The organism is Catenulispora sp. MAP12-49, from assembly GCF_041262705.1.
In the GTDB taxonomy this organism is placed as follows: Bacteria; Actinomycetota; Actinomycetes; order Streptomycetales; family Catenulisporaceae; genus Catenulispora.
Genome location: NZ_JBGCCP010000003.1, coordinates 312,878 through 336,870, shown reverse-complemented (window position 1 = coordinate 336,870; position 23,993 = coordinate 312,878). Strand labels below are relative to the sequence as shown.

Genomic DNA, 23,993 nt, shown 5'->3' with positions numbered 1-23,993 from the left:
CGAATGCCTGATCAGCGGCTCACGCCGCCGCCGGCAGCACCGCCACGGTGCGCTCGTGCACCTCGCGGACCGAGCGGACGTCGGGGTAGCGCGCGAACAGGTTGCCGGCGGTGGTGCGCAGCCGGTCCTCGACCCGCTTGGACCGCAGGCGCTGCACCAGCTCGGCGCCGCCGTGCAGGTAGGCCACGGCCGCCTCGGGCTCGCGCTGCTGGAGCCGGACCGTGGCCATCCCGACCACGTTCAGCGCCCGGCTGCGCAGGTAGGACTCGTCGACCGAGAGCAGCTCCACGGCCCGGTCGATGTTCTTCGCGGCCTGCTCGGCCAGCTGAGGATAGCGGTAGGCCAGGTCGCGGAAGGAGTGGCCGTTCTCCCCGTACAGCTCGGCCTCGGTGAAGAAGGCCAGCCAGGCCGGGTCCGCCGAGCGCGCCCGGCCGCCCTCCTCGCCCGGGAACAGGTCCTCTGCGGCGGCCACCGCGCGGCGGCAGTTGTCGCTGTCGCCGAGGTTGGCGTAGGCGCGGGCCTCCATCGCCGCCAGCAGCGACTGCATGCGGGCGGTGGTGGTGCCGTGGCTGCCGTACTGGGCCAGGTGGACCAGCTCCAGGGCGTCCTGCGCGCGGTTGATGTGGATCATCTGGCGGGCCATGGTGGCCAGCACGTGCGCGCCCAGCGGGGTGTCGCCGGCCTCGCGGGCGGCGTGCAGGGCCAGGACGAAGTAGCGCTGCGCCGAGGGTTGCATGCCGATGTCATAGGCCATCCAACCGGCGAGGAGCGCCAGTTCCGCGGCGGTCCGGAACAGGCGCTCCGACAGGGCCGGCGCGTAGTTGTCCCGTAACAGCTCCGTCACTTCGTGCAACTGCCCGACCACGGCCATGCGGCGCAAGCCCCCGCCGCACTGCGCGTCCCAGCTCCGGAACAGGCGCGTGGTCTCCTCCAGCCGGTCCATCTCCTCGGCCGAGACCCGGCCGGGCAGCCGGCCGTTGACCGAGTGCTGCTCCGGCACCGGGCTGAGCCAGCGCTTCATCGGCTCGATCAGCGACGGGCCGGCGGACAGCGACAGCGAGGTGCCCAGGAAGCCGCGGCGGTTGAGCATCAGGTCGCTGCGGGCGAAGTCGCCCAGCAGCTCGATCGAGCGCCGGCCGGCCCAGGGCAGGTCCACCCCGGAGGTCGCCGGCGGCGCGGCGGGCTCGCGCAGGCCCAGCTCGGCGTGCGTGATGACGGTGCCGAAGCGCTCGGAGAAGAGCTCGACCAGGATGCGCGGAGCGGGGTCGCGGGGATGTTCGCCGTCGAGCCAGCGGCGCACGCGCGAGGTGTCGGTGGAGACGTGAGCCGCCCCCAGCTGTCTCGCGCGTTTGTTGACCAGTCTCGCCAGTTCCCCCTTCGACCACCCGGAACGCTGGAACCAAGAATTGAGGAGTTCGTTGGGCGGCTTGCCGGTCATTCTTCGTTGCCCCCTGGAGATTCACGCCGGTCCGGCCGGAATGCGAAACCCTGTGTTGCAGAACGTAACCGCACCGCGACGATGCCCGCAGCCGAACGTTTTCGAACACTGCGATTCGCCACGGTTCGCCACCTTGTCGAACCACAGTCGTCGGACGTCGAAGGTCTAATGACCTTGCTCGGCGGGCAGCGTGACCCCGAGGCGTCCGTCGGCGTTGGAGGAAGCATGCGAGTACGCCTGGGGAGCACCCGCCGCGCCCACACCCGGCCCGCGGCGGCCCTGCGGCTGCCCGCGGCCTACGACCTGCTGGACGTGCCGGCCGCCGCCGGGCACCGGGTGCTGCTGCAGCTGGAGCGGCTGGGGACGCCGCTGGGGCCGGTGCTGACGGTACCGGCCGGGCACGAGGGGCGGGAGGTGGCGGGGGGTGGCAGCCGGCTGCGGTTCTTCGTGGAGGCCGGGACGACGGCGTCGTTCCTGGCGGACCTGAAGGAGCTCGGCTGGGATCCCGATGGCACGGACATCCGGACCGTCGGCGTGGTGCTGGCCGCCGAGACGCCGCTGCCGGCGGCGGGGAGCGCGCGGTGGGTGCGGCCGCCGGAGACGGTGGCTGAGGTGCGGGTCGAGCGGGTCGAGCGGGCTGAGCGGGGCGAGCGGGGTGCGATGCTGCCGCCGGCGCGGTTGCTGTTGGGGGCGCTGGCGCACGGGTGCCGGCGGGCGGAGGCGCGGGGGGTCTTGTTCGCGGGGAGTCGGGTGGGGTAGGCGGGCGGGCCGGAAGCGGCGGCGCACGCATCCCCTTCAGCTGAGCGGCCACGCCACCGCCGAGCCGGGCGAACCGCCCCGCTCCACATGCGAGGATGTCTCCCATGGAGTTCCTCGTCATCGGCATCGTCATCGCGGCCATAGCCGTCATCGGCGCGGCCGCCCTGTTCTACCGTGCCCGAGGTCGTTCGCGTCCGGTCGATGCGCCGCCCGCTGCGCCGTCCGTGACGGCGGAGAAGGGGCGGGAGGCGCCGTCCGGGGGCGGGAGTACCGCTGTCGCGGAGCGTGCTCCGCCGGTGGCGGCCGCGCCGGCGCCGAGTGTGGCCGAGGCCGAGACGGCGCCGGAGATCGAGGTGCCGGAGCCCACCGCCGGGCGGCTGGTGCGGTTGCGGTCTCGGCTCTCGCGGTCGCAGGGGACGCTGGGGCAGGGGCTGCTGAAGCTGCTGAGCCGCGACAAGCTCGATGAGGCGACCTGGGAGGAGATCGAGGACACCCTGATCGCCGCCGATCTCGGGGTGGGGCCGGCGACCGAGCTGGTCGAGCGGTTGCGGACCAACACCCGGGTGCAGGGCTCGCGGACCGTGGACGAGGCCCGGGCGCTGCTGCGCGAGGAATTGGTCGCGCTCATCGATCCGACGCTGGACCGGACGCTGAAGGTGGCCAAGCATCCGGCCGCCGACGGGGCGCCGGAGCGGCCGGCCGTGGCGATGGTGGTCGGGGTCAACGGGACCGGGAAGACCACCACCACCGGCAAGCTCGCGCGGGTGCTGGTCGCCGACGGGTACTCCGTCGTGCTGGGCGCGGCCGACACGTTCCGGGCCGCCGCCGCCGACCAGTTGCAGACCTGGGGCCAGCGGGTCGGTGCCTACACCGTGCGCGGGGCCGAGGGGGCCGACCCGGCCTCGGTGGCGTTCGAGGCTGTGAAGGAAGGCACCGGGATGGGCGTGGACACCGTGCTCATCGACACCGCCGGGCGGCTGCACACCAAGACCGGGCTGATGGACGAGCTCGGCAAGGTCAAGCGGGTCGCCGAGAAGCAGGGCACGGTGGACGAGGTGCTGCTGGTGCTGGACGCCACCACCGGGCAGAACGGCCTGGTGCAGGCCCGGGTGTTCGCCGAGGTGGTGAACATCACCGGCATCGTGCTGACCAAGCTGGACGGCACCGCCAAGGGCGGCATCGTCGTGGCCGTGCAGAAGGAGCTGGGGGTGCCGGTCAAGCTCGTCGGGCTCGGCGAGGGCCCCGACGACCTGGCGCCGTTCGACCCCGAGGCGTTCGTGGACGCGCTGCTCCAGTAGGCGACGCACAGCGAGCAGAAGGGCGGCCGGGCATCCGGCCGCCCTTCTGCATGTCAGAAGCTCAGTAGCTCAGCAGCTCACTCGCTGTCCACCAGCCGCTCGATGCGCTGGACCACGTCGGCCTGGAAGCAGCTGTGCATGTGCTGAAGCCCCTTGAAGCCGCTCACGCTGTCCAGCACGTGCCGGGTGTTCGCGTAGATCCCCTGCAGCCGCCCGGCCGCCATCGCTATCTGCTTCAGCACCCAGGTGATCTCCACCTGGGCCTGGGCCGCGACCGCCGGCGTCATCGTGCCCACCGACATCACCTCCTCGACCAGGAAGCCGCCGAGGGAGCCGATGAGCAGGTTGATCAGGCCGGCGATGGTGCCCTCGGCCAGGGCCGCCTCGCCGCGCAGGCCGCGCAGCGTCTCGGCGCTCTTGGCCAGGTTGTCGGCCAGGGTGTCGAGCTCGGCCAGGAAGTCGGCCAGCAGCGGGTAGAAGCGCTCGGCGGTCTCGTCGTCCCAGTCGCGGTGCAGGGCCGCGGCGGCCGAGCACAGGTCGGTGACGGTCTGCTGGACGTGGGCGTGCGCGCCGTCCCAGGCCTTGGCGGCCCGTTCCAGCTCGTCCGGGTCGCCGGTGAGCTTGTCCAGGAGCACGAACGGGCTGGGCAGGCCGGTGTGGTGCGAGACCCAGGCCAGCAGCCGCTTCTCCAGGCCGGTGATGCCGACCAGGTGGAGGTGCGGGTGCGGCACCTCCAGGTGCGGGAAGTGGTGCTGGGCCAGGGCTTCCAGCTTCTCCTGGTCGCGTTCGGCCAGGTGCTCCGGGCGCGGCTCGGGCTTTCGGCCCTCGGGCAGCGCCTCGGCCCGGGCCAGGAACTCGTCGATGCTGTGGATCTCGGCCGCGGTCTGCTCGATCTGCTCGGTCAGCTCCTGGCCGGGCGCTTCCCTCAGCTTGCGGGCCTGGTTGCGGACCACCAGCACGCCCAGGCCCCACATGCCGAAGATCAGCACCGCGAAGCTCAGGCCCGTGATCAGCATGACGTTCACGACGCGCCGCCTTCGGCCTGCAGCGGGATCCGCCGGCGCCAGGGGAAGGAGTCCGGCGTCCACTCAGCGGCCTGCGACAGGGCCGGGTCCGGGCCTTCGGGGTTGGCGCCGATGGCCCGGCCGCCGTCCAGGCCGGCGACGAAGTGGTCGAGGACCTCGCAGGCCTCGACGATGTCCTTCTCGGTCTCCGGGAGCCGCTTGTGGTACGCGTCGCGCACCTCGGTCGCCTCGAACATCTTCCCGAACGCGAAGTCGTGGACCCGGGCCCCCTCCAACATGCCGGGTACTTCGCGCAGCGACGCCTCCGCGGCCCGGAGCGCGGCCACGAACGCGTCCATCCGGCCGGTCAGGTCCGTCGTCACTGAACCCCTCCCATCAGTAGATTCGACGCGGAGCCTACTCCGGGTTGCGAGGTTCGCAGCACCCCGCGAACACTGGTTCCCATGTATGAGATCAAGGTCGAGCGCACCGACGACGGCCGCTACATCGCCACCAACGAGCGCGGCGCCCGCATCGAGCTGAGCGGGGACGGCCAGGGCCCGAGCTTCTCCCCCGTGGAGTTGCTGCTGGTCGCGGTGGCCGGATGCAACATCGTCACCACCGAGCCGCTGACCGCGCAGCGCGGGCACCGGATGACGAAGCTGGTGGCCAAGGCGACCTCGGAGAAGATCGAGCGGAACAAGCTCGGGCCGGTGACCCTGGCCTACGAGGTGGAGCTGCCCGCCGGCGACGCCGACGCCGAGAAGGTGTTCCGGGACGTCGCCGAGCGGGTGGAGGAGCGGCACTGCACGGTCAGCCGCTCGCTGCGCGAGGGCACGCCGGTGAACCTGGACCTCGACGGGGTCTGATCCCCCCTTACAGCGCCACCGGGTCCGTGTGCAGGATCCGGTGGAACTGCCTGCTGTCGGACCACTTGCCGTTGACGTACAGGTGCGCGCGGGACACGCCGATCTCCTCGAACCCGCACTTGGCCAGCACCCGCTGCGAGGCGGCGTTCTCCACGTTCGTCCCGGCCTCGACCCGGTGGATGTTCCAGGTCTGGCGCGCGTAGTCGCAGACCCCGTTGACGGCCGCGGTGGCCAGGCCCCGGCCGATGAGCTCGACGTCCACCCAGTAGCCCATCCGGGCGTTGAGGAAGATGCCCAGCTCGATGCCCGACAGCGTGATGCTGCCGTAGACCTCGTCGTCGCCGCGGTCGAAGGCCCAGCGCTGGACCCGGCCCGCGGCGCGCTCCTCGTCGAACTTCTTCAGGCGCCGGTGCTGGCCCGCCTCCGTGTAGAACTCGCCCGGGCGGATCGGCTCCCACTGCTCCAGGTGCGCGAAGTTCCTCTTGTAGGCGCGCGCGAAGGCCGCCGCGTCGGATACCCGGACCGGCCGCAGGACCACATCGTCCGACAGCCGTATTTCCACACTGGTCATCGGAGCAGCGTACGGCTCAGACCGGCTCGTCTTCCATGGCCTTGCCGGAGGCCATCCTGGCGACGTCCTGCGCGGTCTGGGCCGGGACGACCTTGGGCGCGTCGCCCATCGCCCCGGTCGCCTTGTCGCGCAGCTTCTGGCTGATGACCGTGGTGACGCCGTCCCCGCGCATGGTGACGCCGTACAGCGCGTCGGCGACCTCCATGGTGCGCTTCTGGTGCGTGATCACGATCAGCTGCGAGGTGGCCCGCAGCTCCTCCATGATGTTGATCAGGCGGCCCAGGTTGGTGTCGTCCAGCGCCGCCTCGACCTCGTCCATGATGTAGAACGGCGAGGGCCGGGCCTTGAAGATCGACACCAGGAAGGCCACGGCGGTCAGCGAGCGCTCGCCGCCGGACAGCAGCGACAGGCGCTTGACCTTCTTGCCCGGCGGGCGGGCCTCGACCTCGATGCCGGTGGTCAGCATGTCCTCGGGGTCGGTGAGGATCAGCCGGCCGTCGCCGCCCGGGAACAGGCGGGAGAACACGCCCTCGAACTCGCGCGCGACGTCGGCGTAAGCCTCGGTGAAGACCTGCTCGACCCGGTCGTCGACCTCCTTGATGATGTCCAGCAGATCCTTGCGGGTCTTCTTCAGGTCCTCCAGCTGCTCGGACAGGAACTGGTGCCGCTCCTCCAACGCCGCGAACTCCTCCAGCGCCAGCGGGTTGACCTTGCCCAGGGCCGCGTAGTCCTTCTCCGCCTTCTTCAGCCGGCGCTGCTGCTCGGCGCGGTCGTAGGGCACGGCGATGTCGCCGGCGACGGTCGGCGGGATCGGCACCTCGGGGCCGTACTCGGCGACCAGCACGTCGGCCTCGACGCCGTGCTCGGCCAGCGCCTTCTCCTCCATCTGCTCGATGCGCATCCGGCGCTCGGCGCGGGCCACCTCGTCGCGGTGCACCGAGTCGGTGAGCTTCTCCAGCTCGCCGGACAGCTCGCGGACCCGGGCGCGCACGACCTGGATCTGGGCGTCGTGCTCGACCCGGGCGCGCTCGGCCTCCTCGCGCCGGGCCTGGGCCAGCGCCAGGGACTGCTCCAGGTGCCGGATGACCTGCTCGAAGCCGTGGGCCACGGCCCGGGCCACCTCGGCCTCCTCGGCCAGGCGCTCGGCGCGCTCTATGGCCCGCTCGCGGGCCTCGCGCTCCTGCTGCGCGGCGCGGTCCAGCTGGTCGGCGCGGCCGGCCAGGGCGCGGGCCCGCTCCTCGGCGGTGCGCACCGCCAGGCGGGCCTCCATCTCCGCGGTGCGCGCGGCGGTGGCCTGCTGCGCGAAGTCGTCGCGGCGGCCGGTGGACAGCACGTCGTCGAGCTCCTCGGCGACGGCCGCGGCCTCCTGCGCCTCCAGAAGCTGGCCCTCCAGCTCCTCGATCTGGCCCAGATCCCGGTCGCGGGCCTCCTCGGCCTTGGCGATCGCCGTGACGAAGCGCTCCACCTCGCCGAGCGCCGCCCGGGCCTGACCGCCGAGCCGGCCCAGCTGCTGGGCGACGCCGGCCTTCTGGCTGTCGGCCTCGCGGCGCTGCGCCATCAGCGTGTCCACCAGGGCCTTCGCGGTCTGCCGCTGGGTCGTGGCGAACTCCAGCTCGGTGCGCAGCCGCTCGGCGCGGGCGCCGGCCTCGTAGAGCTTCTCGGTGGCCTCGTCGACCGCGGCCTGGACCTCCAGCAGCGTCGGCGCCGAGGACGAGCCGCCGCGCGCCGAGTCCCGGCCCAGCACGTCGCCGTCGCGGGTCACGGCCCGCACCTCCGGGATCTTGCCGATCAGCTCGGAGGCCTCGGACAGGTCCTCGACGACCGCCATCCGGTTCAGCAGCCGGGTGAACGCCGGGCGCAGCTCCCCCTGGACCTGGATCAGGTCGATGACATAGCGGGCGTTCTGCGGCAGCTCGGGCCAGTCGCCGTCGTCGGAGTAGGAGACGTCGCCGCCGACGATGACCGTGGCCTGGCCCGCGTCGTCGGCCTTCAGCAGCCGGATCGCGTTCACCGCGCTGTCCACGCTGCTCACCGCGACCGCGTCGGCGGCGGTGCCCAGGGCGGCGGCCACCGCGGCCTCGGCGCCGGACTCCACGGTCAGTATCGCCGCGACGCTGCCGAGCAGGCCCGACAGCCGGTCGGTGGCGGCCAGCAGGGCGCCGGCGCCGTCCTTGCGGTTCAGGCCCAGCTCCAGGGCTTCCTTGCGGGCGGCGAAGCCGGCGTGCTCCTTCTGGGCCTCGCGCTCGGCGGCCCGCAGCTCGGTGAGCTTCTCCTCGGCCTCGGACAGCGCCTGCGAGGCCTGTTCGACCTCGTCGTCGAGCCCGCCGCCGTCCGTCTCCAGGGTCTCGACCTCGGCCTTGAGCTCGTCGTACTCGCGCTGCACGCCGGCGGCCCGGCCCCGGGCCTCCTCGGCGGCGGCGCCGAGGCGGCCGATCTCGGCGTCGGCGGCGGCGGCCTTGGAGCGCATGGCGCCGACCCGGCCGTCGAGTTTGGCCAGGCTCTCGCGCTGGTCGGCGGCGGCGCGCACGGAGGCGGCCAGGCGCCGTTCCTCCTGCTGCAGCGCGGTCTCGGCGTCGGTCCGCTGCATGACCGCGCCGGCCAGGCTCTCCTGGGCCTCGGCGATCTCCTCGGCGAGTTCGGCCTCTTCCTCGCGGATCCGCATGGCCTCGGCCTGCATCTCCTCCGGGTCGCGGCCGTGCCGCTCCTCCGGCGCGGTGCGCGAGGCGTTGCGGACCCGCTCGACGGCCAGCTGGGCCGAGCCCCGGTAGCGCTCCTTCAGGGAGCTGAGGCGGTACCAGGTCTCCTGGCTCTCGGCCAGGTAGGGCACCAGGGCCGCGCCGCGCTGTTCGAGCTCGGACTCCTGGGCCTGTCCTTCGGCGTACTGGCGCTCCAGCTGCTTGCGCCGGACCTTCATCTGCTCTTCGTCGGCGGCCTCCTGCTCGAAGGCCTGGCGCATGCCGACCAGGTCGTCGGCGAGCAGCCGCAGCCGGGCGTCGCGCAGATCGGCCTGGATGACCACCGCGCGGCGGGCCACCTCGGCCTGCCGGCCCAGCGGCTTGAGCTGGCGGCGCAGCTCGCCGGTCAGGTCTGTGAGGCGGGTCAGGTTGGCCTGCATCGCGTCCAGCTTGCGAAGCGCCTTCTCCTTGCGCTTGCGGTGCTTCAGGACGCCGGCCGCCTCCTCGATGAAGGTGCGGCGGTCCTCGGCGCTGGCCTGCAGCACCGCGTCCAGCCGGCCCTGGCCGAGGATGACGTGCATCTCGCGGCCGATGCCGGAGTCGGAGAGCAGTTCCTGGATGTCCAGCAGCCGGCAGGGGTCGCCGTTGATCGCGTACTCCGAGCCGCCGTTGCGGAACATGATCCGCGAGATGGTGACCTCGGAGTAGTCGATGGGGAGCGCGCCGTCGCCGTTGTCGATGGTGAGCGCCACCTCGGCGCGGCCCAGCGGCGCGCGGCCGGTGGTGCCGGCGAAGATGACGTCCTCCATCTTGCCGCCGCGCAGCGACTTGGCACCCTGCTCGCCCATCACCCAGGCCAGGGCATCCACCACGTTCGACTTGCCCGAGCCGTTGGGGCCGACCACGCAGGTGATGCCCGGTTCCAGGCGCAGGGTGGTGGCCGAGGCGAAGGACTTGAAGCCGCGCAGGGTCAGGGTCTTCAGGTACACGTGCGGCGACACTCTCCTGCGATGCCTGGCCGGCTGGGCCTGGTGGGGGTCTGAGCTCTGACGCTTCGCCCGGCGCTGCTGATGCCCGTACTGATGGTGCCCGTACTGATGGCTGTGCCCGGCGAGGCTACCTCGGAGCGTACTCCCTCCAGGTCAAGGGACGCCGGAGGTCGCTCCAACGTCCCTTGCAATGGGAGATGCCGCAGTCTTCGGTCAGCGGGACAGAGCGGGCTCCCGCTCCAGCTCGCTGAATTCGGAGTCCAGCCCGGTCGAGCTGTACTTCGAAGCGGCCAGCGCCGCGTTCTCGTCCTCGAGGCGGGACACATACGCCTCGAGGTCGACGACGCGCTGCTTGAGCCGCCTCATCTCGGAAACCATGCGGTGGTCCACCGCAGCGACATGCCCGAGAAGCGCCTTAGCCATAGTGAGGGTCCTTCACGATGAGTGCCTGGCGTCTTCGCCAGAACCTCTGTAGGTGTCAACCTGCCAGACAAGGGTGGTGCCGTGGTCGCGCACCGGCTGCGGGGGCAGCGTCGGAAGCGTTATGAATCGGCGATGAGGCCGGTGTTTAGCCGGTTTCACCACAGGGCATACCGCGCCGACATAAAGGAGTGCGCGACTACCAGGGTCGCACCGAAAGGGGTCTTGGGTCAACACGAAGCAGGGCACCGCAAAGCGGACCCCGAAGGCCGTGGGGCCACTCGATCACTGTTGACACCGGGTCGTCAAGCTTTATCCGGCCTGGATCCGCCTTATCCGGAGCGGGAATTCACCCTGGGGGTACCCGGCGACTAGGTCCGGGACCGACCAGGGACGCAAAGCTTTGCCCAAGTCGCTCGAACGGGCTAACGGCCCTTTGTAGCTTGGCGGCATGGCCTCAGTGCTTGACGACGGGGAACGGTCCGACCGCCCCCGGCGCCCGACCAGCCACCGGCGCAGAGCGCCCCAGCGGCGCCGGAGGCTGCGCGGGCCGGCGATCACCGCGGTCGTCGGCGGGCTGGCGATCACCGCGCCGCTGATGCTGCGCCCCGGGGTCGAAGGCGTGGTCGCGCTCGGGCCCGGCGGCTCGGCACCGACCAGCGCCGCCCCCGCCGACGTCACGACGCAGTCCCCGACCCCGTCACCCTCGTCGGACCCGACGGCGGCGGCCGGCAGCCGCTCCACCCCGCCGGTGTCCCGCGACGCGACCCGCTCGGCCACGCCCGGCTTCTCCGGCTTCTCCGGCACCCCCACCGAGCCCACTGAGCCCACCGAGCCCACCGAGTCCGCCCAGCCCACCGGCAACGGCGAGCCGACCGTGCAGGTCTCCTCGGACCAGGCCGCCTCCTACGAGGCCGAAGTCGTCGCGCTGACCAACGACCAGCGCGTCGCGCACGGCTGCCCGGCCCTGCGCGACGACTCCCGGCTGCGCGCCGCGGCGATAGGCCACAGCGTCGACATGAGGGCCCGGGACTACTTCGATCACAACACCCCCGCCGGCGTGACGCCGTGGACCCGCATCGAAGCTCAGGGATACTCAGATCCCTCCGCCGAGAACATCGCGCGGGGCCAGTCCACGCCGCAGGCGGTCGTGGAGGCCTGGATGAACTCCGCGGGCCACCGCGCCAACATCCTGAACTGCTCGTCCAAGGCCATCGGGGTGGGCGTGCAGTTCGGTCCGGACGGGCCGTGGTGGACCCAGGACTTCGGGTATTCCTGACCCGGATCCGTGGGGAGAATCCCTTCCCGGCAGACCGCGAATACTCTTACTCCCCTTGCGCCTCAGCGGTAGCATCTGGTGACTTCGGGCGCTCGCAGGACCAGGGGGAATCAGCGCATGGACCTACGCACGTGGCAGGAGGCCGGCATCAGGGCCGGCTCCTACAGCGCGCGCCACCGGGGCCGCAGCCCGTTCAGCCCGCTGCGGCCGACGCCGATCGCCATCGGCAGCCTGTCCACGGCCGCCATCGCCGCGTTCGCCTTCGTCGCGCCCGGGATCCTGCACGGCAGCCCGGCGGGGACCGGTTCGACGGTTCTGGACGGTGCGCCGAACCGCATAACGCCGATGGCGCAGGGCTTCGGCGGCAACGCGGCTCCAGGGTTCGTGACCGTGACCGCGCCGGCCAGTTCGTCCTCGGACGTGCCCGCGACGCCGACCAGCACCGCGGCCGCCCCGGCCGCGTCGAGCTCCAGCCCGGCGCCGATGACGGCGCACTCCCCGACCGCGCCGGCCTCCTCCTCGCGGCCCTCGCAGCCGCAGCCGAGCCAGTCGCAGCCCTCGCCGTCGGCCCCCTCCACGCCGAGCCGGCCGCCGGCCACTCCCCCGAGCAGCCCGCCGACCGCGCCGGTGGTGCCTTCGCCGACCACGCCGACGTCGAACACCGCGCCGTTCAACTCCTCGGCCGCGGTCTCCTCGGCCCTGAGCGAGATCGGCAGCGCCCGGGGCCAGCAGGGGGTCAGCGGGCTGAGCCTGGACTCGCTGCTGTCCAAGGCGGCGAAGCTGCATTCCACGGACATGGCGCACACCGGCGACTTCAGCCACATCGGCTCCGACGGCTCCGATCCGTTCAGCCGCGCGGCGGACGTGGGCTGCTACTCGCTGTCCCAGGAGCTGATCGCGCACGGCAAGCCCGGCGACGACGTCATCGGCGCGCTGATGAAGGACCCGTCCTCGCGGCGGGCGCTGCTGTCGTTCTGGAACACCACGATCGGGGTCTCGGCACAGCTGGACCCGGCGACCGGCGACGTGTACTGGACGATCGAGCTCGGCTGGATGTGATCCCCCGAACCCGGCGGATTCACCAGGAAAGCGGAAAAAGCGTGATGCGGCACCGTCTCGGTCGTTGAACCAAGGCGTGCGTAAACCAAGGATCGAAGGACTCCGTCCGTCCCGGCTCTCGGCGACCGTCCTCGCGGCGGCCGTCGGCATCGGTTCGGCGGTGCTGCTCATGCTCCGCTTGTTCGTGCCGAGGCCGGTCGGGGTGGCCGACAACTACGACGGCGTCCGGCTGATGTGCCATCTCGGCGTCGATGTGCGGCTGCCGAAGAACACGCCCCGGCTGCGCGACTACGTGTACTACCGCTACGACCACCTCGCGCACTTCACCTGCCACAAACACATGCTGGGCTCGATCCGGCTGCCGGACGTGCCCTACCAGAGCAGCCAGGTGCTGGTGCTGTACGCGGGCCGGCTGCTCACCCGGGCACTGCGGCTGCCGGGCTATCTGGACCTGCGGGCGGTCGGCGTCGTGTGCTGTCTGCTGATCGGGCTGGCGATCGGGCTGCTGTACCGGGTCCTGACGGTGCGGCACCGCTACCGGCTGCTGCTGTGCGCCGCGGTGCTGGGCGTCGTCGCCGACACCGTGTTCATCGACTACGCGGTCTCGCCGTTCAGCGAGATCGCGTCGATCATCGGCCTGCTCTACGTGCTGGTCGGGGTGCTGCTGCTGGCCGGGCCGAGCCGCCGGCGGCGGCTGGCGGGCATCGCGGTCACCGGCGTGTCAGGGCTCTTCCTGGCCACCGCCAAGACCCAGAACGTGCCGGCGATGCTGCCGCTGGCCCTGGTGCTGCTGGCGCCGGCGGTCCCGGTGCCGGTGGCCCGGCTGCGCAAGCTGGACCTGCGGCTGCGGCATCGGCTCACCGGCCTGGTGGCCGTGGTGGTGCTGGCGGCCGGGGCGTTCGCGGTGTCGGGCAACGAGGACAAGCGGACGGCGCAGCTGACCGAGGCCAACTTCGTGACCGTCACGCTGCTGCCGACCACGGCGCATCCCGGAGGAGACCTCGCGGCGTTCGCCGCACCGTCCTGGCTCGCGAAATATTCCGGGGCGCCGCCGTGGTGCGCGCCGACGAAGTTGCAGGACAGTGCCGCCTACCAGCGGTTCACCAAGGGCTTGTCACACAAGCGGATCCTCGGCTACTTCGTCGACCACCCGACGCGGCTGCTGCCGGTGCTGGACCGCGCCGCGGCGTACTTCTACGTGCCGCGGCCGACGGCCACGCTGTGCCATGCCGGGCCGAACGGCACGCAGGTCATGGTCCTGCCGCATCTGGCGAACTACACCAACAACGGCCACACGAAGCGCGGCGTGCTGGACACCCGCTGGGCGCCGGTCACCGGGGCGCTCGGGCTGCTGCGCGGCTCCGGGATGGGGACGCTGTTCCTGCTGTGGCTGCTCCCGGCGGCCGCGGTGTCCGCCACGCGGCGGCGCCGGGCGCTGCTCGGTTCCGGGGCGGTGCTGGGGCTGCTGCTCGCGGTGGCGGCCACCCAGTTCGGCGCCTCGGCGTTCGCCGACGGGATCGACACCGCCAAGCACCTCGACCTGGCGGTGTTCGCGACGGCGCTGGCGTGGGTCTTCGCCGCGGTGGAGGTACTCGTGGCGGTCGCGGAGCGGCGGCGCCGGAGCGCGGACGGCGCCGGGATGCCGCAGCCGGTTCCGGCGGAGGCCGGGCAGCCGGCCCTCTGAAGCGGGACGCACCGACGCGGGAACGGCGATGCCGCGGGTCCTTCCGGATCCCGCGGCATCGCCGTTCTGTGACTCAGACCCGCTGATCGGCCTTCGCGGCCTTGGCCCCGCTCGGCGCCTCGACCCGCCGGCGCGGCACGATCGGCGCGTCGCGGCCGGTCCCCGAGGTGCCGGAGGGCTTCTGCTCCGAGCCCTCCTCGTGGTACTCCTCCTCGACGTTCACCGACCACACGTCGTGCGTGGTGCCGGTGGCGATGTTCTCGGCGGTGAGCATCGCCGTCATCATCGAGTGGTCCTGGTTGTTGTAGCGGTGCATGCCGTTGCGGCCGACCGGGTGCACGTTCGGGACCTCGCGCGCCAGCCACTCGCGGATCACGTCCACGTTGGCGCGGTAGTACTCGTCGTAGACCGGGTACGCCTTGGGCATCCGCACCACGTAGCCCTCTTCGACGGCGTCGGCGTTCACCAGGCCGAGGGCCTCCAGCTCCTGCGCGCCCTGCTTGATCAGGACGTCGTCGGCGGCCTCCCACAGGTCGTCGCCCTCGGAGACGAAGTACTCCAGGCCCAGGCAGGTGCGCCCCTCCTTGACCAGGTACGGCGACCACGAGCCGAAGTTCTGGATCCGGCCGACCCGCACGCCGGGGGTGTGGATGTAGATCCAGTTGTCGGGGAAGCCGGCGGACTCGGGCACCACCAGCGCGACGGTGAGGAAGTCGCGGTAGCGCAGGTCGTCGGCGGCGGCGAGCACCTCGGCCGGGGCCGGCGGGTCCATCGCGCGCACCAGCGCGGAGATCGGCATCGAGGAGACCACGTGGTCGGCCTGGACGGTGCGCTCGCCGGCGCCGTTCTTCACGGTCACCGCGACGGCGCCGCCCTCGGCCCGGTGCACGGCGGTGACCCAGGTGTTCATCACGACCGAGCCGCCGGCGTCGGTCACCAGGTCCCGGCAGCGCTCCCACATCATGCCGGGGCCGTACTTCGGGTACTGGAACTGCTCGATCAGGCTGGTGATCTGCTTCTGGTTCTTGCGCTTCGGGGCCAGCGCGTTGACCACCGCCTTGAACAGCGACAGGTTCTTGATCCGCTGGGCGGCCCAGTCGGCCTCGATCTCGTTGGCCGGCATGCCCCACACCTTCTCGGTGTAGGTCTTGAAGAAGATCGAGTACAGCCGGAAACCGAAGCGCGCGGCGACCCAGCCCTCGAACTTGGTCTGGTCCTTCGGCGGCTTGATCTGCGCCCAGACGTAGGAGGCGACGCAGCGCGCGGCCTCGACCAGCCCCAGCCCGGACAGCGCGTTGCCGGCCTTGAGCGGGTAGTCGAACAGCTTGCCGCGGTAGTGGATGCGGCTCATCCGCGGCCGCATCAGGAAGTCCTCGTCGGGCAGGATCTCGTGCCACAGCGCCTCCACCGGCCCGGCCTTGGTGAAGAAGCGGTGGCCGCCGATGTCGAACCGCCATCCGCCGCGCTCCACGGTCCGGCTGATGCCGCCGACGACGTCGTCGGACTCGAAGACGGTCGGCCGCACCCCGGACTTGACCAGCTGGTAGGCGGCGGTCAGCCCGGCCGGCCCGGCCCCGATGACGACGACGGCGGGCGCGTCGGTCGCGTCCTGTCCGGATTCTGGCGCTTGTGAAGAGATTGTTGACACAACGCACCAACGAGACGATAGGCGCCGGGTAACGGCGTATTACGCCAATAGATGATGGAATCAGGAGTTTGCCGGTTCGGGTACCGCCTGGGGAGCCGCGAGTGCGGTAGCGGCGGCGGGGACGGCGGCGGGGACGGCGGCGGTGGCCGTGGCGGTCGTGTCGGCTGTGGCGGCTGTGGCGGTCGTGTCGGCTGTGGCGGCCGTGTCGGCTGTGGCGGCCCACACGAGGGCGATCAGGGCCGCGGCTCCCAGCGCCGCCACGGCGAGCACCGTGGGCGACCCGGCGGCCGGGTGCCAGGAGCCGCCCAGGGGGTTCAGCGGGGCGTCGGGACCGGCCTGGACCCGCGTCATCTCGACGGCGAGCACCCACAGCTGGCAGAACGCGGCCCCGAGGGCGAACAGGCGCGGGATCCGGCGGCGCAGCACCGGCGGCAGCTCCCCGGCGGGACCGGAGGCCAGCAGCACGGCGGTGCCGGCCAGGCCGGGCAGGAAGTAGCGGCCGTACTGGGACCAGCCGAGCGTCCCGAGGAACTTGATCTCCAGCACCACGGTGATCCCGAGCGAGGCCGCCGCGACGGCGAGCGCCACGACCGCCACCCGCCGGGTCCGCAGCACCGCCACCGGGACCAGCACCGCCGCCGCCAGCGCCGCCCACAGCATCGGCACCCACGAGGCCTGCACGTCCAGCGCGAACGCCTCGCTGAACCACCCGCCGACGCGGGTCACGGCGACCACCCGGAGCAGGGTGCCGACACGGTGGTCGGCGGGGTGGACGGCGATGAGGGTCTCGGTGACCTTGTCATTGCCCGAGACCGCGTTCCAGACCACGGCCAGCACAGCGGTCACGGCCCAGGCGGCGGCGACCCGGCGGGCGGCGCGCCACCGCAACAGCTCCCTGATACGGCCCGGCTCGGCGACCGCCAGCGAGCCGGCGACGGCCAGGGCGAACCAGAACGGGCCCTCGGCGCGGACGGTGAGGACGACGGCGCCGGAGACGGCGGCGAACAGCAGGAGAGCGGGCTGGGAGGGGGACGCGCCCGGACCGGCCGGCGCCAACGCGAAAGCCGCGCGCCGCAGCAGGCCGGCAGGCGAGCGCCGGTCGGCAGGACCGGCCTGGACAACCGGCACCGCAGAAGTCACCCGCCGCAGCAGCCCGCCCAGCGAGCGCCGGTCCTCGGAATCAGCCCCGATAGTCGCCTGTCGCAGCACGCCGACCCGCGAAAGCCGCGCACCACAGCCCCGTTCGGCTGCCGGCACCGGCGAGAGCCTCCGCCCCGCCGGCCCCGGCCGCGCCAGATCCACCAGGCACACCCACAGCAGCAGCGCCGCCGAGATCTCGATCCCGTTCGGGTTCACCGTGGAGTTCAGCGCGATGGTGGTCGGCGTGAGGACCGTCAGCAGCGCCGCCAGCAGCATCGGGCGGCGGGTGCGGATCGCGATCGCCGCCGCCGTCGCGGCGAACGCCGAGGCCAGCAGGGCGGCCAGGGTGCGGCTCAGCACGATGCCGGTCATGTCCGGCCAGAAGCGCAGCGGGCCGCCGACCGCCAGGTAGTACAGCGGGTTGTAGCGTCCCACCCAGGACACCACGCGGGTCTTGGCGTGGGTGGACGGCGCCGGGTGCTGGCAGCTCGCGGGTCGCGCCACCCAGCTCTGGTCCTGGTGGACGTTCGGGAAGTAGACGCACAGCGCGTTCGGCGGCAGCAGGCTCTTCGGTACCTCGAAGGCGGCGCCGGGACGGTGGACCAGCGGGTCCTCACCCTGCGGGCCCGCCAGGCGGCCGGTGACCGCGCCGTAGGCGCGCTCCAGGTGCTGGCGTTCATCGGTGGTGCCGTCCGCGGGCATGGCCAGGGACCAGGCGACGGCCAGCAGGGCGAAGGCGGCGAAGGCCGTCCGCCAGGTCCGGCGGACGATGGTCGGGCGCTGCCGCGCGGGCACGGTCCGGGACACGAGTCAGCCTCCTGAGGCTTGCGCGGGGTGTCCTGCGGACGCTAAACCACCGGCGGTCCCGGGGGTGGCGCGCAGGCCCGCGCGTCACCGGATGCGGTGAACATCCCAGCCGTTCGGCGGAGCAGCCGGTGCCGGGGGCGCGGGTGGCTCGTTGTGCATCATCGGCGCGCGCCCGTCCGCAGCGTGCGTCCCGCGCCATGCCCGAGGAGTCCTGCGTTGAGTGTCACGCCCCCGGCCCTGCGGCCGCCGGCCCCCCGTCTTCCCGGTCGTCTGATCCGTCCCCGCGGCGACGCCGCGCCCAGGCCGGCCGCCCCGCCGCGCCGCCGGTGGGTACCGCGCACCGACGCCGGGACGGCCGCGCTGGTCGCCGTCGTCGTCGCGGTGCTGGCGCAGATCCCGATGCTGACCAACCGGTTCTTCTATCTCTGGGACGACAGCGCCGCGGAGTTCCTGCCGGTCTGGCACCGCATCGGCGCCGATCTGCTGGCCGGGCACTGGAATCCGCAGGTGCCGAGCATGTGGAACGGCGGGAACTTCGCCGCCGAGGCGCTGTTCGGGATCTGGAACCCGGTGGAGCTGCTGGACGCGGTGCTCACCGCGCTGTCCGGGGACCTGCTGATCGCGGCGATCGTGATCAAGACCCAGTTCCTGGTGCTGCTGACGCTGGGCATCTACGCGGTCTGCCGCGAGTACCGCGCGAACCGGGCCGCCTCGGCGGTCATGGCGGTCGCGCTGCCGTTCTCCGGCTTCACGCTCTACTTCGACGCCGCCTCCTGGATCGCCGGCCTCATGGGCTTCGCCTGGACCGCGCACTTCTGGTGGTCGGCGCGCCGGTACATGCGCGGGCGGCTGAACCCGGTGGTGCCGATCGTCTTCGGACTGCTGATCGTCACCACCGGCAACCCCTACGGCCTGCTGGGCATGGTGGTGGTGGCCGGGGCGCTGGCCGTGGAGTCGCTGGCGGCGCGCGACCGCCGCGCGATCTGGCGGCTGGCCGGGGTCAGCGCGGTGGCGGCCTCGGCGGCCGCGATGGTGTTCCTGCCGCTGGTGCTCAGCGCCGCGGTCACCACCCGCTCGCCGGGCTCGGGCATCATGAACACCGGCTTCCTGGTCCCCGGGGTCGGCGACCTGCTGAACCTGTCCGCGCCGGCGTACCTGCCGCACTCGGTGTCCTGGCACATGGCCTTCTGGTCCGTGCCGGCCACGTACCTGGCGTGGTTCATCGCCCCGCTGGCGCCGTGGCTGGACTGGCGGCGGGTGGTGCGCCGGCCGCGCACGCTGATCGGCGTGGGCCTGCTGGCGGTGGTGTACCTGGCGCTGACGGTCGGCCCGTCGCAGATCTGGCTGTTCCGCTGGCCGCTGCGCGTCATCGAGTACGCCTATCTGGGCCTGAGCGTGGTGCTGGCACTGGCGCTCACCGAGTCGCCGCGCACCGACCTGCCCCGCCGCCGCGCCGCGGCCACCGCGGTGATCATCGTGGTCGGCGGCTACCTGTCGTGGTCGGCGCAGCCCGGCCGGTTCCCCACCGTCATCGCCGCGACCGCGCTGGTCGGCGTCCTGTCCTGGCTGATGGTCCGCCGGGTGCGCGCCGGCCGGCCGCTGTCCCGGCTGCTGGTCGGCGGGACGGTGGCGGTGCTGGGCTTCCAGGCCGTGGCCTTCCCGGCCAACCAGAACGTCACCGACTGGCACCCGCAGCACGACGTGGCCTCGATGAAGCGGCACTTCGGCACCCTGTACCAGGGCAACACCCTGATGGTCGGCGACCCGCTGACCGAGGCCGACCGGCTGGGCCGGCGCAGCGTCTGGCACGACCTGCCCGGCGGCAGCCTGCTGCAGGTGGCCGGGGTGACGAGCCTGAACAACTACACCGGAGTCTCCTACCGCGCCTACATGCGGCACCTGTGCATGTCCTACTACGGCGGCACCTGCCAGTCCCTCTACGCCCGGCTGTGGCGCAAGGACAGCGACTCCGCCGCCGAGCTCGCCGACCTGCTGCGGCTGCAGACCGTGGTGGTCCAGACCCAGCAGCACGTGGTGGACACGCTGAACCCGCCGGTGGTCCCGGGGAAGAAGCGCGCCAAGCCGCTGACCGTGCCGGCCGGCTGGACCATGCGCGTGCTGGACGACCACACCCTGGTCCTGAACCGCCGCAAGCCCCTGCCGTGGCCGGACGGACGGGTCGCGTACACGGCCCCGAGCGCGCACGTCACAGCGGATGCCATCGCCGCGGACGGCGTCGGCGAGACCCTGCGCTACACCGGCCAGGGCGAGGTCCGGATCGCGGCGCTGCTGTGGCCGGGCTGGCGGGCCACCGTGGACGGGCACGCGGTGCGGCTGAAGGGCACCGACGTCGGCATCATCAAGGTCCTGCTCCCGCCGGCCCGCAAGGGCGGCAGCACGCTGCGGCTGAGCTTCCGGCCGCCGGGCTACCGGATCGGGCAGGCGATGGCGCTGCTCGGGCTGTGCCTGGCGGGGGTGATCATCGCGCTGTGGTACCGCGACAAGCGGCGGCTCCGGACCGGCGGAATCGGCGAAATCGGCGAAATCGGCCGGGTCAGCGCGGAAGCCGCTGGCACTTCGGGCAGAAGTAGCTCGACCGGTTCATGAAGGACTCGCGCCTGATCGCCGTCCCGCAGCGTTCGCAGGGCTCCGCCTCGCGGCCGTAGGCGTGCAGCGACCGGGCGAAGTAGCCGCTCTCGCCGTTGACGTTCACATACAAGCTGTCGAAGGACGTGCCCCCGACGGCGAGCGCGGCGGTCATCACCTCGCGGGCCGCCGCCAGCACGCGGTCGGTGTCCGGGCGGCGCATCTTCGAGGTCGGGCGGTCGTAGTGCAGCCGCGCGATCCACAGCGCCTCGTCGGCGTAGATGTTGCCGATGCCGCTGACCCGGGTCTGGTCCAGCAGCGCGCGCTTCAGGCCGGTGTCGCGGCGGCGGAGTTCGCTGTGGAAGTGGTCGGCGTCGAACTCCGGGTCCATGACGTCGCGGGCGATGTGCGCCACGGAGGTCGGGACGAGCACGCCGTGCCGGTCGTGTTCCAGCTTCTCCAGGGCCATGCCGCCGAAGGTGCGCTGGTCGACGAAGCGGAGTTCGGATCCGCCGTCGGTGAAGGTGAACCGGATGCGCAGGTGCTTCTCGTCGGGGGTGCCCTCGGGCTGGACCAACAGCTGGCCGCTCATCCCGAGATGGCCGGTCACGGCCTCGCCGACGCCCGTGCCGCCCTCGCCCAGCGGCAGCCACAGGAACTTGCCGCGGCGTTCGGCGCTGAGCAGGGTGAGCCCGGCGGTGCGGGCGGCGAAGTCCTCGGGGCCGTCGGGATGGCGGCGGATCGCCCGGGGGTGCAGCACCTCGGCGGCGGCGACGGTGCGTCCGACCGCCCAGTGCTCCAGACCGCGGCGGACGACTTCTACTTCAGGCAGTTCCGGCACGCCTCGAGCGTACCGAAGCCCACCGTCAGGACGCGTCCGCCGGATCCGGTTCGATGTCGTACGGGCCGTGCGTGAGCTTGCGGTCTCCGGCGGCTCCGGGCAGCACGCCCTTGGCGGCCAGCGCCTCGGCGTGCGTCTCGCGGATGGTGCGCCAGGCCTCCTCGGCCGCCTGCTGCTCGGCCTCCTTCTTGGAGCGGCCCGAGCCGTGGCCGTAGACGGTGCCGCCCACGCAGGCGTCGGCCTCGAAGAACTTGTCGTGGTCCGGGCCGGTCTCGGTCACCCGGTAGTCCGGGACGCCGATGCCGGCGACCGCGGTCAGCTCCTGCAGCGAGGTCTTCCAGTCCAGCCCGGCGCCCAGGGTCGCCGAGGTGGCGATCAGCGGGCCGAACAGGCGCCGGACCAGGTCGAAGGCGACCTCGATGCCGTGGTCGAGGTAGACCGAGCCGATCAGGGCTTCCAGGGTGTCGGCCAGGATCGAGGCCTTGTCCCGCCCGCCGGTGGTCTCCTCGCCGCGGCCCAGCTTCACGTAGTCGCCCAGGCGCAGGCCCCGGGCCACCTCGGCCAGGGCCTTGGAGTTGACCACGGCCGAACGCAGCTTGGCGAGCTGCCCCTCGGGCAGCTCGCTGTGCGTGGTGTAGAGCGTGTCGGTGACCACCAGGCCCAGCACCGAGTCGCCGAGGAACTCCAGGCGCTCGTTGGTGGGCAGGCCGCCGTTCTCGTACGCGTACGAGCGGTGGGTCAGCGCCCGGTCGATGAGCCGGGCGTCCACGGGCAGGCCAAGTCGGGCGATGAGATCCTCCGGCGGGGCGGAGGCTCCTGTCCCGCCCTTGCCGGACCTGTTCGAAGACGCCACAGCTATCGAGATTCCGGTGCGGCTCAGACCTCGACGACCTGGCGGCGGTCGTAGGTGCCGCAGTTCGCGCACAGGTGGTGCGGAACCTTGGTCTGGCCGCAGTTCTCGCACGCCACCAGGGTCAGCGGCGCGGCCTTCCACTGGGCACGGCGCGAACGGGTACGGCTGCGGGACTTCTTGCGCTTCGGGACGGCCACGGGCCTACTCCTGGTCTTGGGCGGGCGGGGCGACCGGCGCCGTACCGCTGTTGCTGGCTACTTGGTCTTTCAGGTCCGCCAAGGCCGCCCACCGGGGGTCGACGGTCTCGTGCGAGTGCTCCGGGTCGTCGTTCAGGTTCGCGCCGCATTCGGGGCACAGTCCCTGGCAGTCGTCCCGGCACAACGGTGCCGACGGCAGTGCGAGCACCACCGCGTCGTGCACGACCGGCTCGAGGTCGAGCAGGTCGTTGACGAGGAACACCGCGTCCTCGTCGCCTCCCGTGTCTTCACCCGGGAAGAAGTACAGTTCCTGGAACTCCGCCTCGACCTCGAGGTCGAGCGGCTCCAGGCACCGGACGCACTCCCCGGCCACGGCGGCACTGGCGGTACCGGTGGCCAGGACGCCCTCCACGACGGCTTCCAGCCGCACGTCGAGCTCCACGTCCGAACCCGCCGGCACGCTGGCGACCCCGTCCTTGTCCCCGAGGGACTCCGGCGCCGGGACGGTCTCGTGCAGCTTGCGCATCGAACCCGGGCGCCTGGCGAAGTCTTGGGTGTCCACCACATACGGCGAGCGAAGGTCGGGCTGCGCCGGTTTCTTCGGCGTCGTGCCAGGCATGATCCCTCTATCGTCGTGTTTGGTGGACCTCAAGGCGAAAGGCGTGCGTCAGCCATCCGGCAGTCAGGCAGACGTCCACGATAGCCGAGGGCCGGGGTGTCGGCCAAACGCACGTCCTCACCGGGCCCGGACCGCCCCGGGAAACGGGTCGCGCCGCGGTCCGCCGGCGAGGTTCCCGGCGGCCGCGGCGCGCTCCCGACGATCTTTCCCGGCGATCCTCTCAGTAGCTGACCACGATCTCGCCGGCGGTGCCCGACACCGGGCCGTCGCTGTCCCCGCCGCCGTTCCCGCCCAAGCCGGTCCCGTCGTCGCTCCCGGTGCCGCCGGTGCCGCCGACGGCGCTGGTGCTGCTGTTGGCCGCGGCGCCGCCGGTGGCGTCGCCGCCCGGGGTCACGGTGGCGTCGACCGTCTGCCCCTGCGAGACGCAGCCTCCGTCGCGGCCGCCGAGGCCGGGCAGGCCGCCGTGGCCGCCGTCCTCCTCGCCGACCGCGCCGGCGCTGCCGCCCTCGCCGCCGGCCGCCATGACGTAGTCCGCCAGGTCCGAGGTCGTGAAGGCGGTCGCACCGCCGCCTCCGCCTCCGCCTCCGCCGGCGTAGACGTCGGTGGCCCCTTTGCCGCCCTGGCTGGAGCTGCCCGGGACCACGCTCGCCCCGCTCCCGCCGTCGCCGCCGTGCGGCTCCATCCCGCTGGACCGGCCGTTCGCCCCGCCTCCGCCGCCGCCGCCGGCGGTGCCGGACGTGCCGTCGCCGCCATTGGAGCTGCCGGCCTGGCCGTCCTGGCCCGCGGTGCCGCCGCCGCTGCCGCCGCCGCCGCCGGCCAAGACCGTGGTGGCGGCCTGGGACGACCCGCGGCCGCCGAAGCCGCCCACGGAGACCGTGAACACCTGCCCGGGCGTCACCGGGAGCACGCACTGGACGATCGCGCCGCCGCCCCCGCCACCGCCGCCCCAGGAGGCTTTGCCGTGCATGACGCTGTCCCCGCCGCCGCCGCCCCCGGCGCCCACCGCCGTGACGGTCAGCTGGGTCACGCCGTCGGGCACCGTGAACGTGCCGTCCTGGGTGAAGGTCTGCGTTGTGTCGGCCCATGCCGGAGCCGCGCCCAGGCATCCGGCGACCAGCGTGGCCGCACCGGCGACCGTGATCAGACGACGGGTCCGGGCCGGCTTCACGTCCTTGCGCACGATGGCTCCCTGAAGTCATGGATCAAGCACTGTCGTCGCCTACTTGACTACTCCAGGCGCCCCGGCGACAAGTCCCT

The 23,993-nt window shown here is 72.5% G+C and carries 20 protein-coding genes; 7 read left to right on the top strand and 13 right to left on the bottom strand.

All coding sequences use genetic code 11. The annotated features are described in order from the left end of the window. Positions 1 to 19: 19 nt before the first annotated feature. A complete protein-coding gene (locus tag ABIA35_RS08720; protein WP_370337754.1) occupies positions 20 to 1,438 on the bottom strand; it encodes a hypothetical protein in 1,419 nt (472 codons plus the stop codon). A 225-nt stretch (positions 1,439 to 1,663) separates the two neighbouring features. Between ABIA35_RS08720 and ABIA35_RS08715 the strand changes: the two genes are divergently transcribed. Both ABIA35_RS08715 and ftsY read left to right on the top strand, forming a co-directional pair. Then, positions 1,664 to 2,197 (top strand): hypothetical protein, encoded by a 534-nt coding sequence (locus ABIA35_RS08715; RefSeq protein WP_370357543.1) that lies wholly within the window; start codon positions 1,664 to 1,666, stop codon positions 2,195 to 2,197. Between the two features lie 104 nt (positions 2,198 to 2,301). Continuing rightward, entirely contained in the window at positions 2,302 to 3,495 is a 1,194-nt protein-coding gene (ftsY, locus tag ABIA35_RS08710) for a signal recognition particle-docking protein FtsY (protein WP_370337750.1), read from the top strand. A gap of 77 nt (positions 3,496 to 3,572) precedes the next feature. On the opposite strand, the gene ABIA35_RS08705 is transcribed toward ftsY, so the two are convergent. Next, on the bottom strand, positions 3,573 to 4,511 hold the full coding sequence (locus ABIA35_RS08705; protein WP_370357629.1) for a WXG100 family type VII secretion target: 939 nt from the start codon (positions 4,509 to 4,511) through the stop codon (positions 3,573 to 3,575). Between the two features lie 5 nt (positions 4,512 to 4,516). Next, complete coding sequence (locus ABIA35_RS08700; RefSeq protein WP_370337748.1) at positions 4,517 to 4,882, bottom strand: hypothetical protein; 366 nt, start codon at positions 4,880 to 4,882, stop codon at positions 4,517 to 4,519. 81 nt (positions 4,883 to 4,963) lie between these two features. On the opposite strand from ABIA35_RS08700, the gene ABIA35_RS08695 reads away from it, so the two are divergent. Then, complete coding sequence (locus ABIA35_RS08695; RefSeq protein WP_370357542.1) at positions 4,964 to 5,368, top strand: OsmC family protein; 405 nt, start codon at positions 4,964 to 4,966, stop codon at positions 5,366 to 5,368. Positions 5,369 to 5,375: 7 nt separating this feature from the next. On the opposite strand, the gene ABIA35_RS08690 is transcribed toward ABIA35_RS08695, so the two are convergent. From ABIA35_RS08690 to ABIA35_RS08680, 3 genes are all read right to left on the bottom strand, one after another. Then, the gene (locus ABIA35_RS08690; RefSeq protein ID WP_370357541.1) at positions 5,376 to 5,939 is read right to left on the bottom strand and encodes a GNAT family N-acetyltransferase; all 564 of its coding nucleotides are present in this window, start codon (positions 5,937 to 5,939) and stop codon (positions 5,376 to 5,378) included. Between the two features lie 16 nt (positions 5,940 to 5,955). Continuing rightward, positions 5,956 to 9,603 (bottom strand): chromosome segregation protein SMC, encoded by a 3,648-nt coding sequence (gene smc, locus ABIA35_RS08685; RefSeq protein ID WP_370357540.1) that lies wholly within the window; start codon positions 9,601 to 9,603, stop codon positions 5,956 to 5,958. Between the two features lie 213 nt (positions 9,604 to 9,816). After that, positions 9,817 to 10,026, bottom strand: a complete 210-nt coding sequence (locus ABIA35_RS08680) for a hypothetical protein (protein ID WP_015796557.1) — start codon at positions 10,024 to 10,026, stop codon at positions 9,817 to 9,819. Between the two features lie 448 nt (positions 10,027 to 10,474). On the opposite strand from ABIA35_RS08680, the gene ABIA35_RS08675 reads away from it, so the two are divergent. The 3 genes from ABIA35_RS08675 (at position 10,475) to ABIA35_RS08665 (ending at position 14,045) form a co-directional block, all read left to right on the top strand. Beyond that, positions 10,475 to 11,302 (top strand): CAP domain-containing protein, encoded by an 828-nt coding sequence (locus ABIA35_RS08675; RefSeq protein ID WP_370337740.1) that lies wholly within the window; start codon positions 10,475 to 10,477, stop codon positions 11,300 to 11,302. Positions 11,303 to 11,419: 117 nt separating this feature from the next. After that, positions 11,420 to 12,361, top strand: a complete 942-nt coding sequence (locus ABIA35_RS08670; protein WP_370337738.1) for a CAP domain-containing protein — start codon at positions 11,420 to 11,422, stop codon at positions 12,359 to 12,361. 76 nt (positions 12,362 to 12,437) lie between these two features. Then, on the top strand, positions 12,438 to 14,045 hold the full coding sequence (locus ABIA35_RS08665; RefSeq protein ID WP_370357539.1) for a hypothetical protein: 1,608 nt from the start codon (positions 12,438 to 12,440) through the stop codon (positions 14,043 to 14,045). Positions 14,046 to 14,118: 73 nt separating this feature from the next. Here ABIA35_RS08665 and ABIA35_RS08660 read toward each other — a convergent pair whose 3' ends face one another. Continuing rightward, positions 14,119 to 15,693 carry an NAD(P)/FAD-dependent oxidoreductase gene (locus ABIA35_RS08660; RefSeq protein WP_370357538.1) on the bottom strand — a complete coding sequence of 525 codons (1,575 nt, stop codon included), beginning with the start codon at positions 15,691 to 15,693 and terminating at the stop codon, positions 14,119 to 14,121. Positions 15,694 to 15,753: 60 nt separating this feature from the next. Further along, on the bottom strand, positions 15,754 to 17,640 hold the full coding sequence (locus ABIA35_RS08655) for a DUF2142 domain-containing protein (protein WP_370357537.1): 1,887 nt from the start codon (positions 17,638 to 17,640) through the stop codon (positions 15,754 to 15,756). A 216-nt stretch (positions 17,641 to 17,856) separates the two neighbouring features. Between ABIA35_RS08655 and ABIA35_RS08650 the strand changes: the two genes are divergently transcribed. Further along, positions 17,857 to 20,247, top strand: a complete 2,391-nt coding sequence (locus tag ABIA35_RS08650; protein ID WP_370357535.1) for a hypothetical protein — start codon at positions 17,857 to 17,859, stop codon at positions 20,245 to 20,247. Here ABIA35_RS08650 and mutM read toward each other — a convergent pair. The 5 genes from mutM to ABIA35_RS08625 all read right to left on the bottom strand — a co-directional run bounded on the left by mutM (position 20,195) and on the right by ABIA35_RS08625 (position 23,916). After that, positions 20,195 to 21,067: a bifunctional DNA-formamidopyrimidine glycosylase/DNA-(apurinic or apyrimidinic site) lyase gene (gene mutM / locus ABIA35_RS08645; RefSeq protein ID WP_370357534.1), complete on the bottom strand. Its 873-nt coding sequence runs from the start codon at positions 21,065 to 21,067 to the stop codon at positions 20,195 to 20,197. The two genes, ABIA35_RS08650 and mutM, sit on opposite strands and share 53 nt — an antisense overlap. A gap of 25 nt (positions 21,068 to 21,092) precedes the next feature. Next, positions 21,093 to 21,920, bottom strand: coding sequence for a ribonuclease III (gene rnc, locus ABIA35_RS08640; RefSeq protein WP_370337728.1), 828 nt, complete (start codon positions 21,918 to 21,920; stop codon positions 21,093 to 21,095). Between the two features lie 23 nt (positions 21,921 to 21,943). Next, the gene (rpmF, locus tag ABIA35_RS08635) at positions 21,944 to 22,117 is read right to left on the bottom strand and encodes a 50S ribosomal protein L32 (RefSeq protein WP_015796566.1); all 174 of its coding nucleotides are present in this window, start codon (positions 22,115 to 22,117) and stop codon (positions 21,944 to 21,946) included. A gap of 4 nt (positions 22,118 to 22,121) precedes the next feature. Next, positions 22,122 to 22,736, bottom strand: coding sequence for a DUF177 domain-containing protein (locus ABIA35_RS08630; protein WP_370337725.1), 615 nt, complete (start codon positions 22,734 to 22,736; stop codon positions 22,122 to 22,124). Between the two features lie 220 nt (positions 22,737 to 22,956). Beyond that, entirely contained in the window at positions 22,957 to 23,916 is a 960-nt protein-coding gene (locus ABIA35_RS08625) for a hypothetical protein (protein WP_370357533.1), read from the bottom strand. Positions 23,917 to 23,993 lie beyond the last annotated feature (77 nt).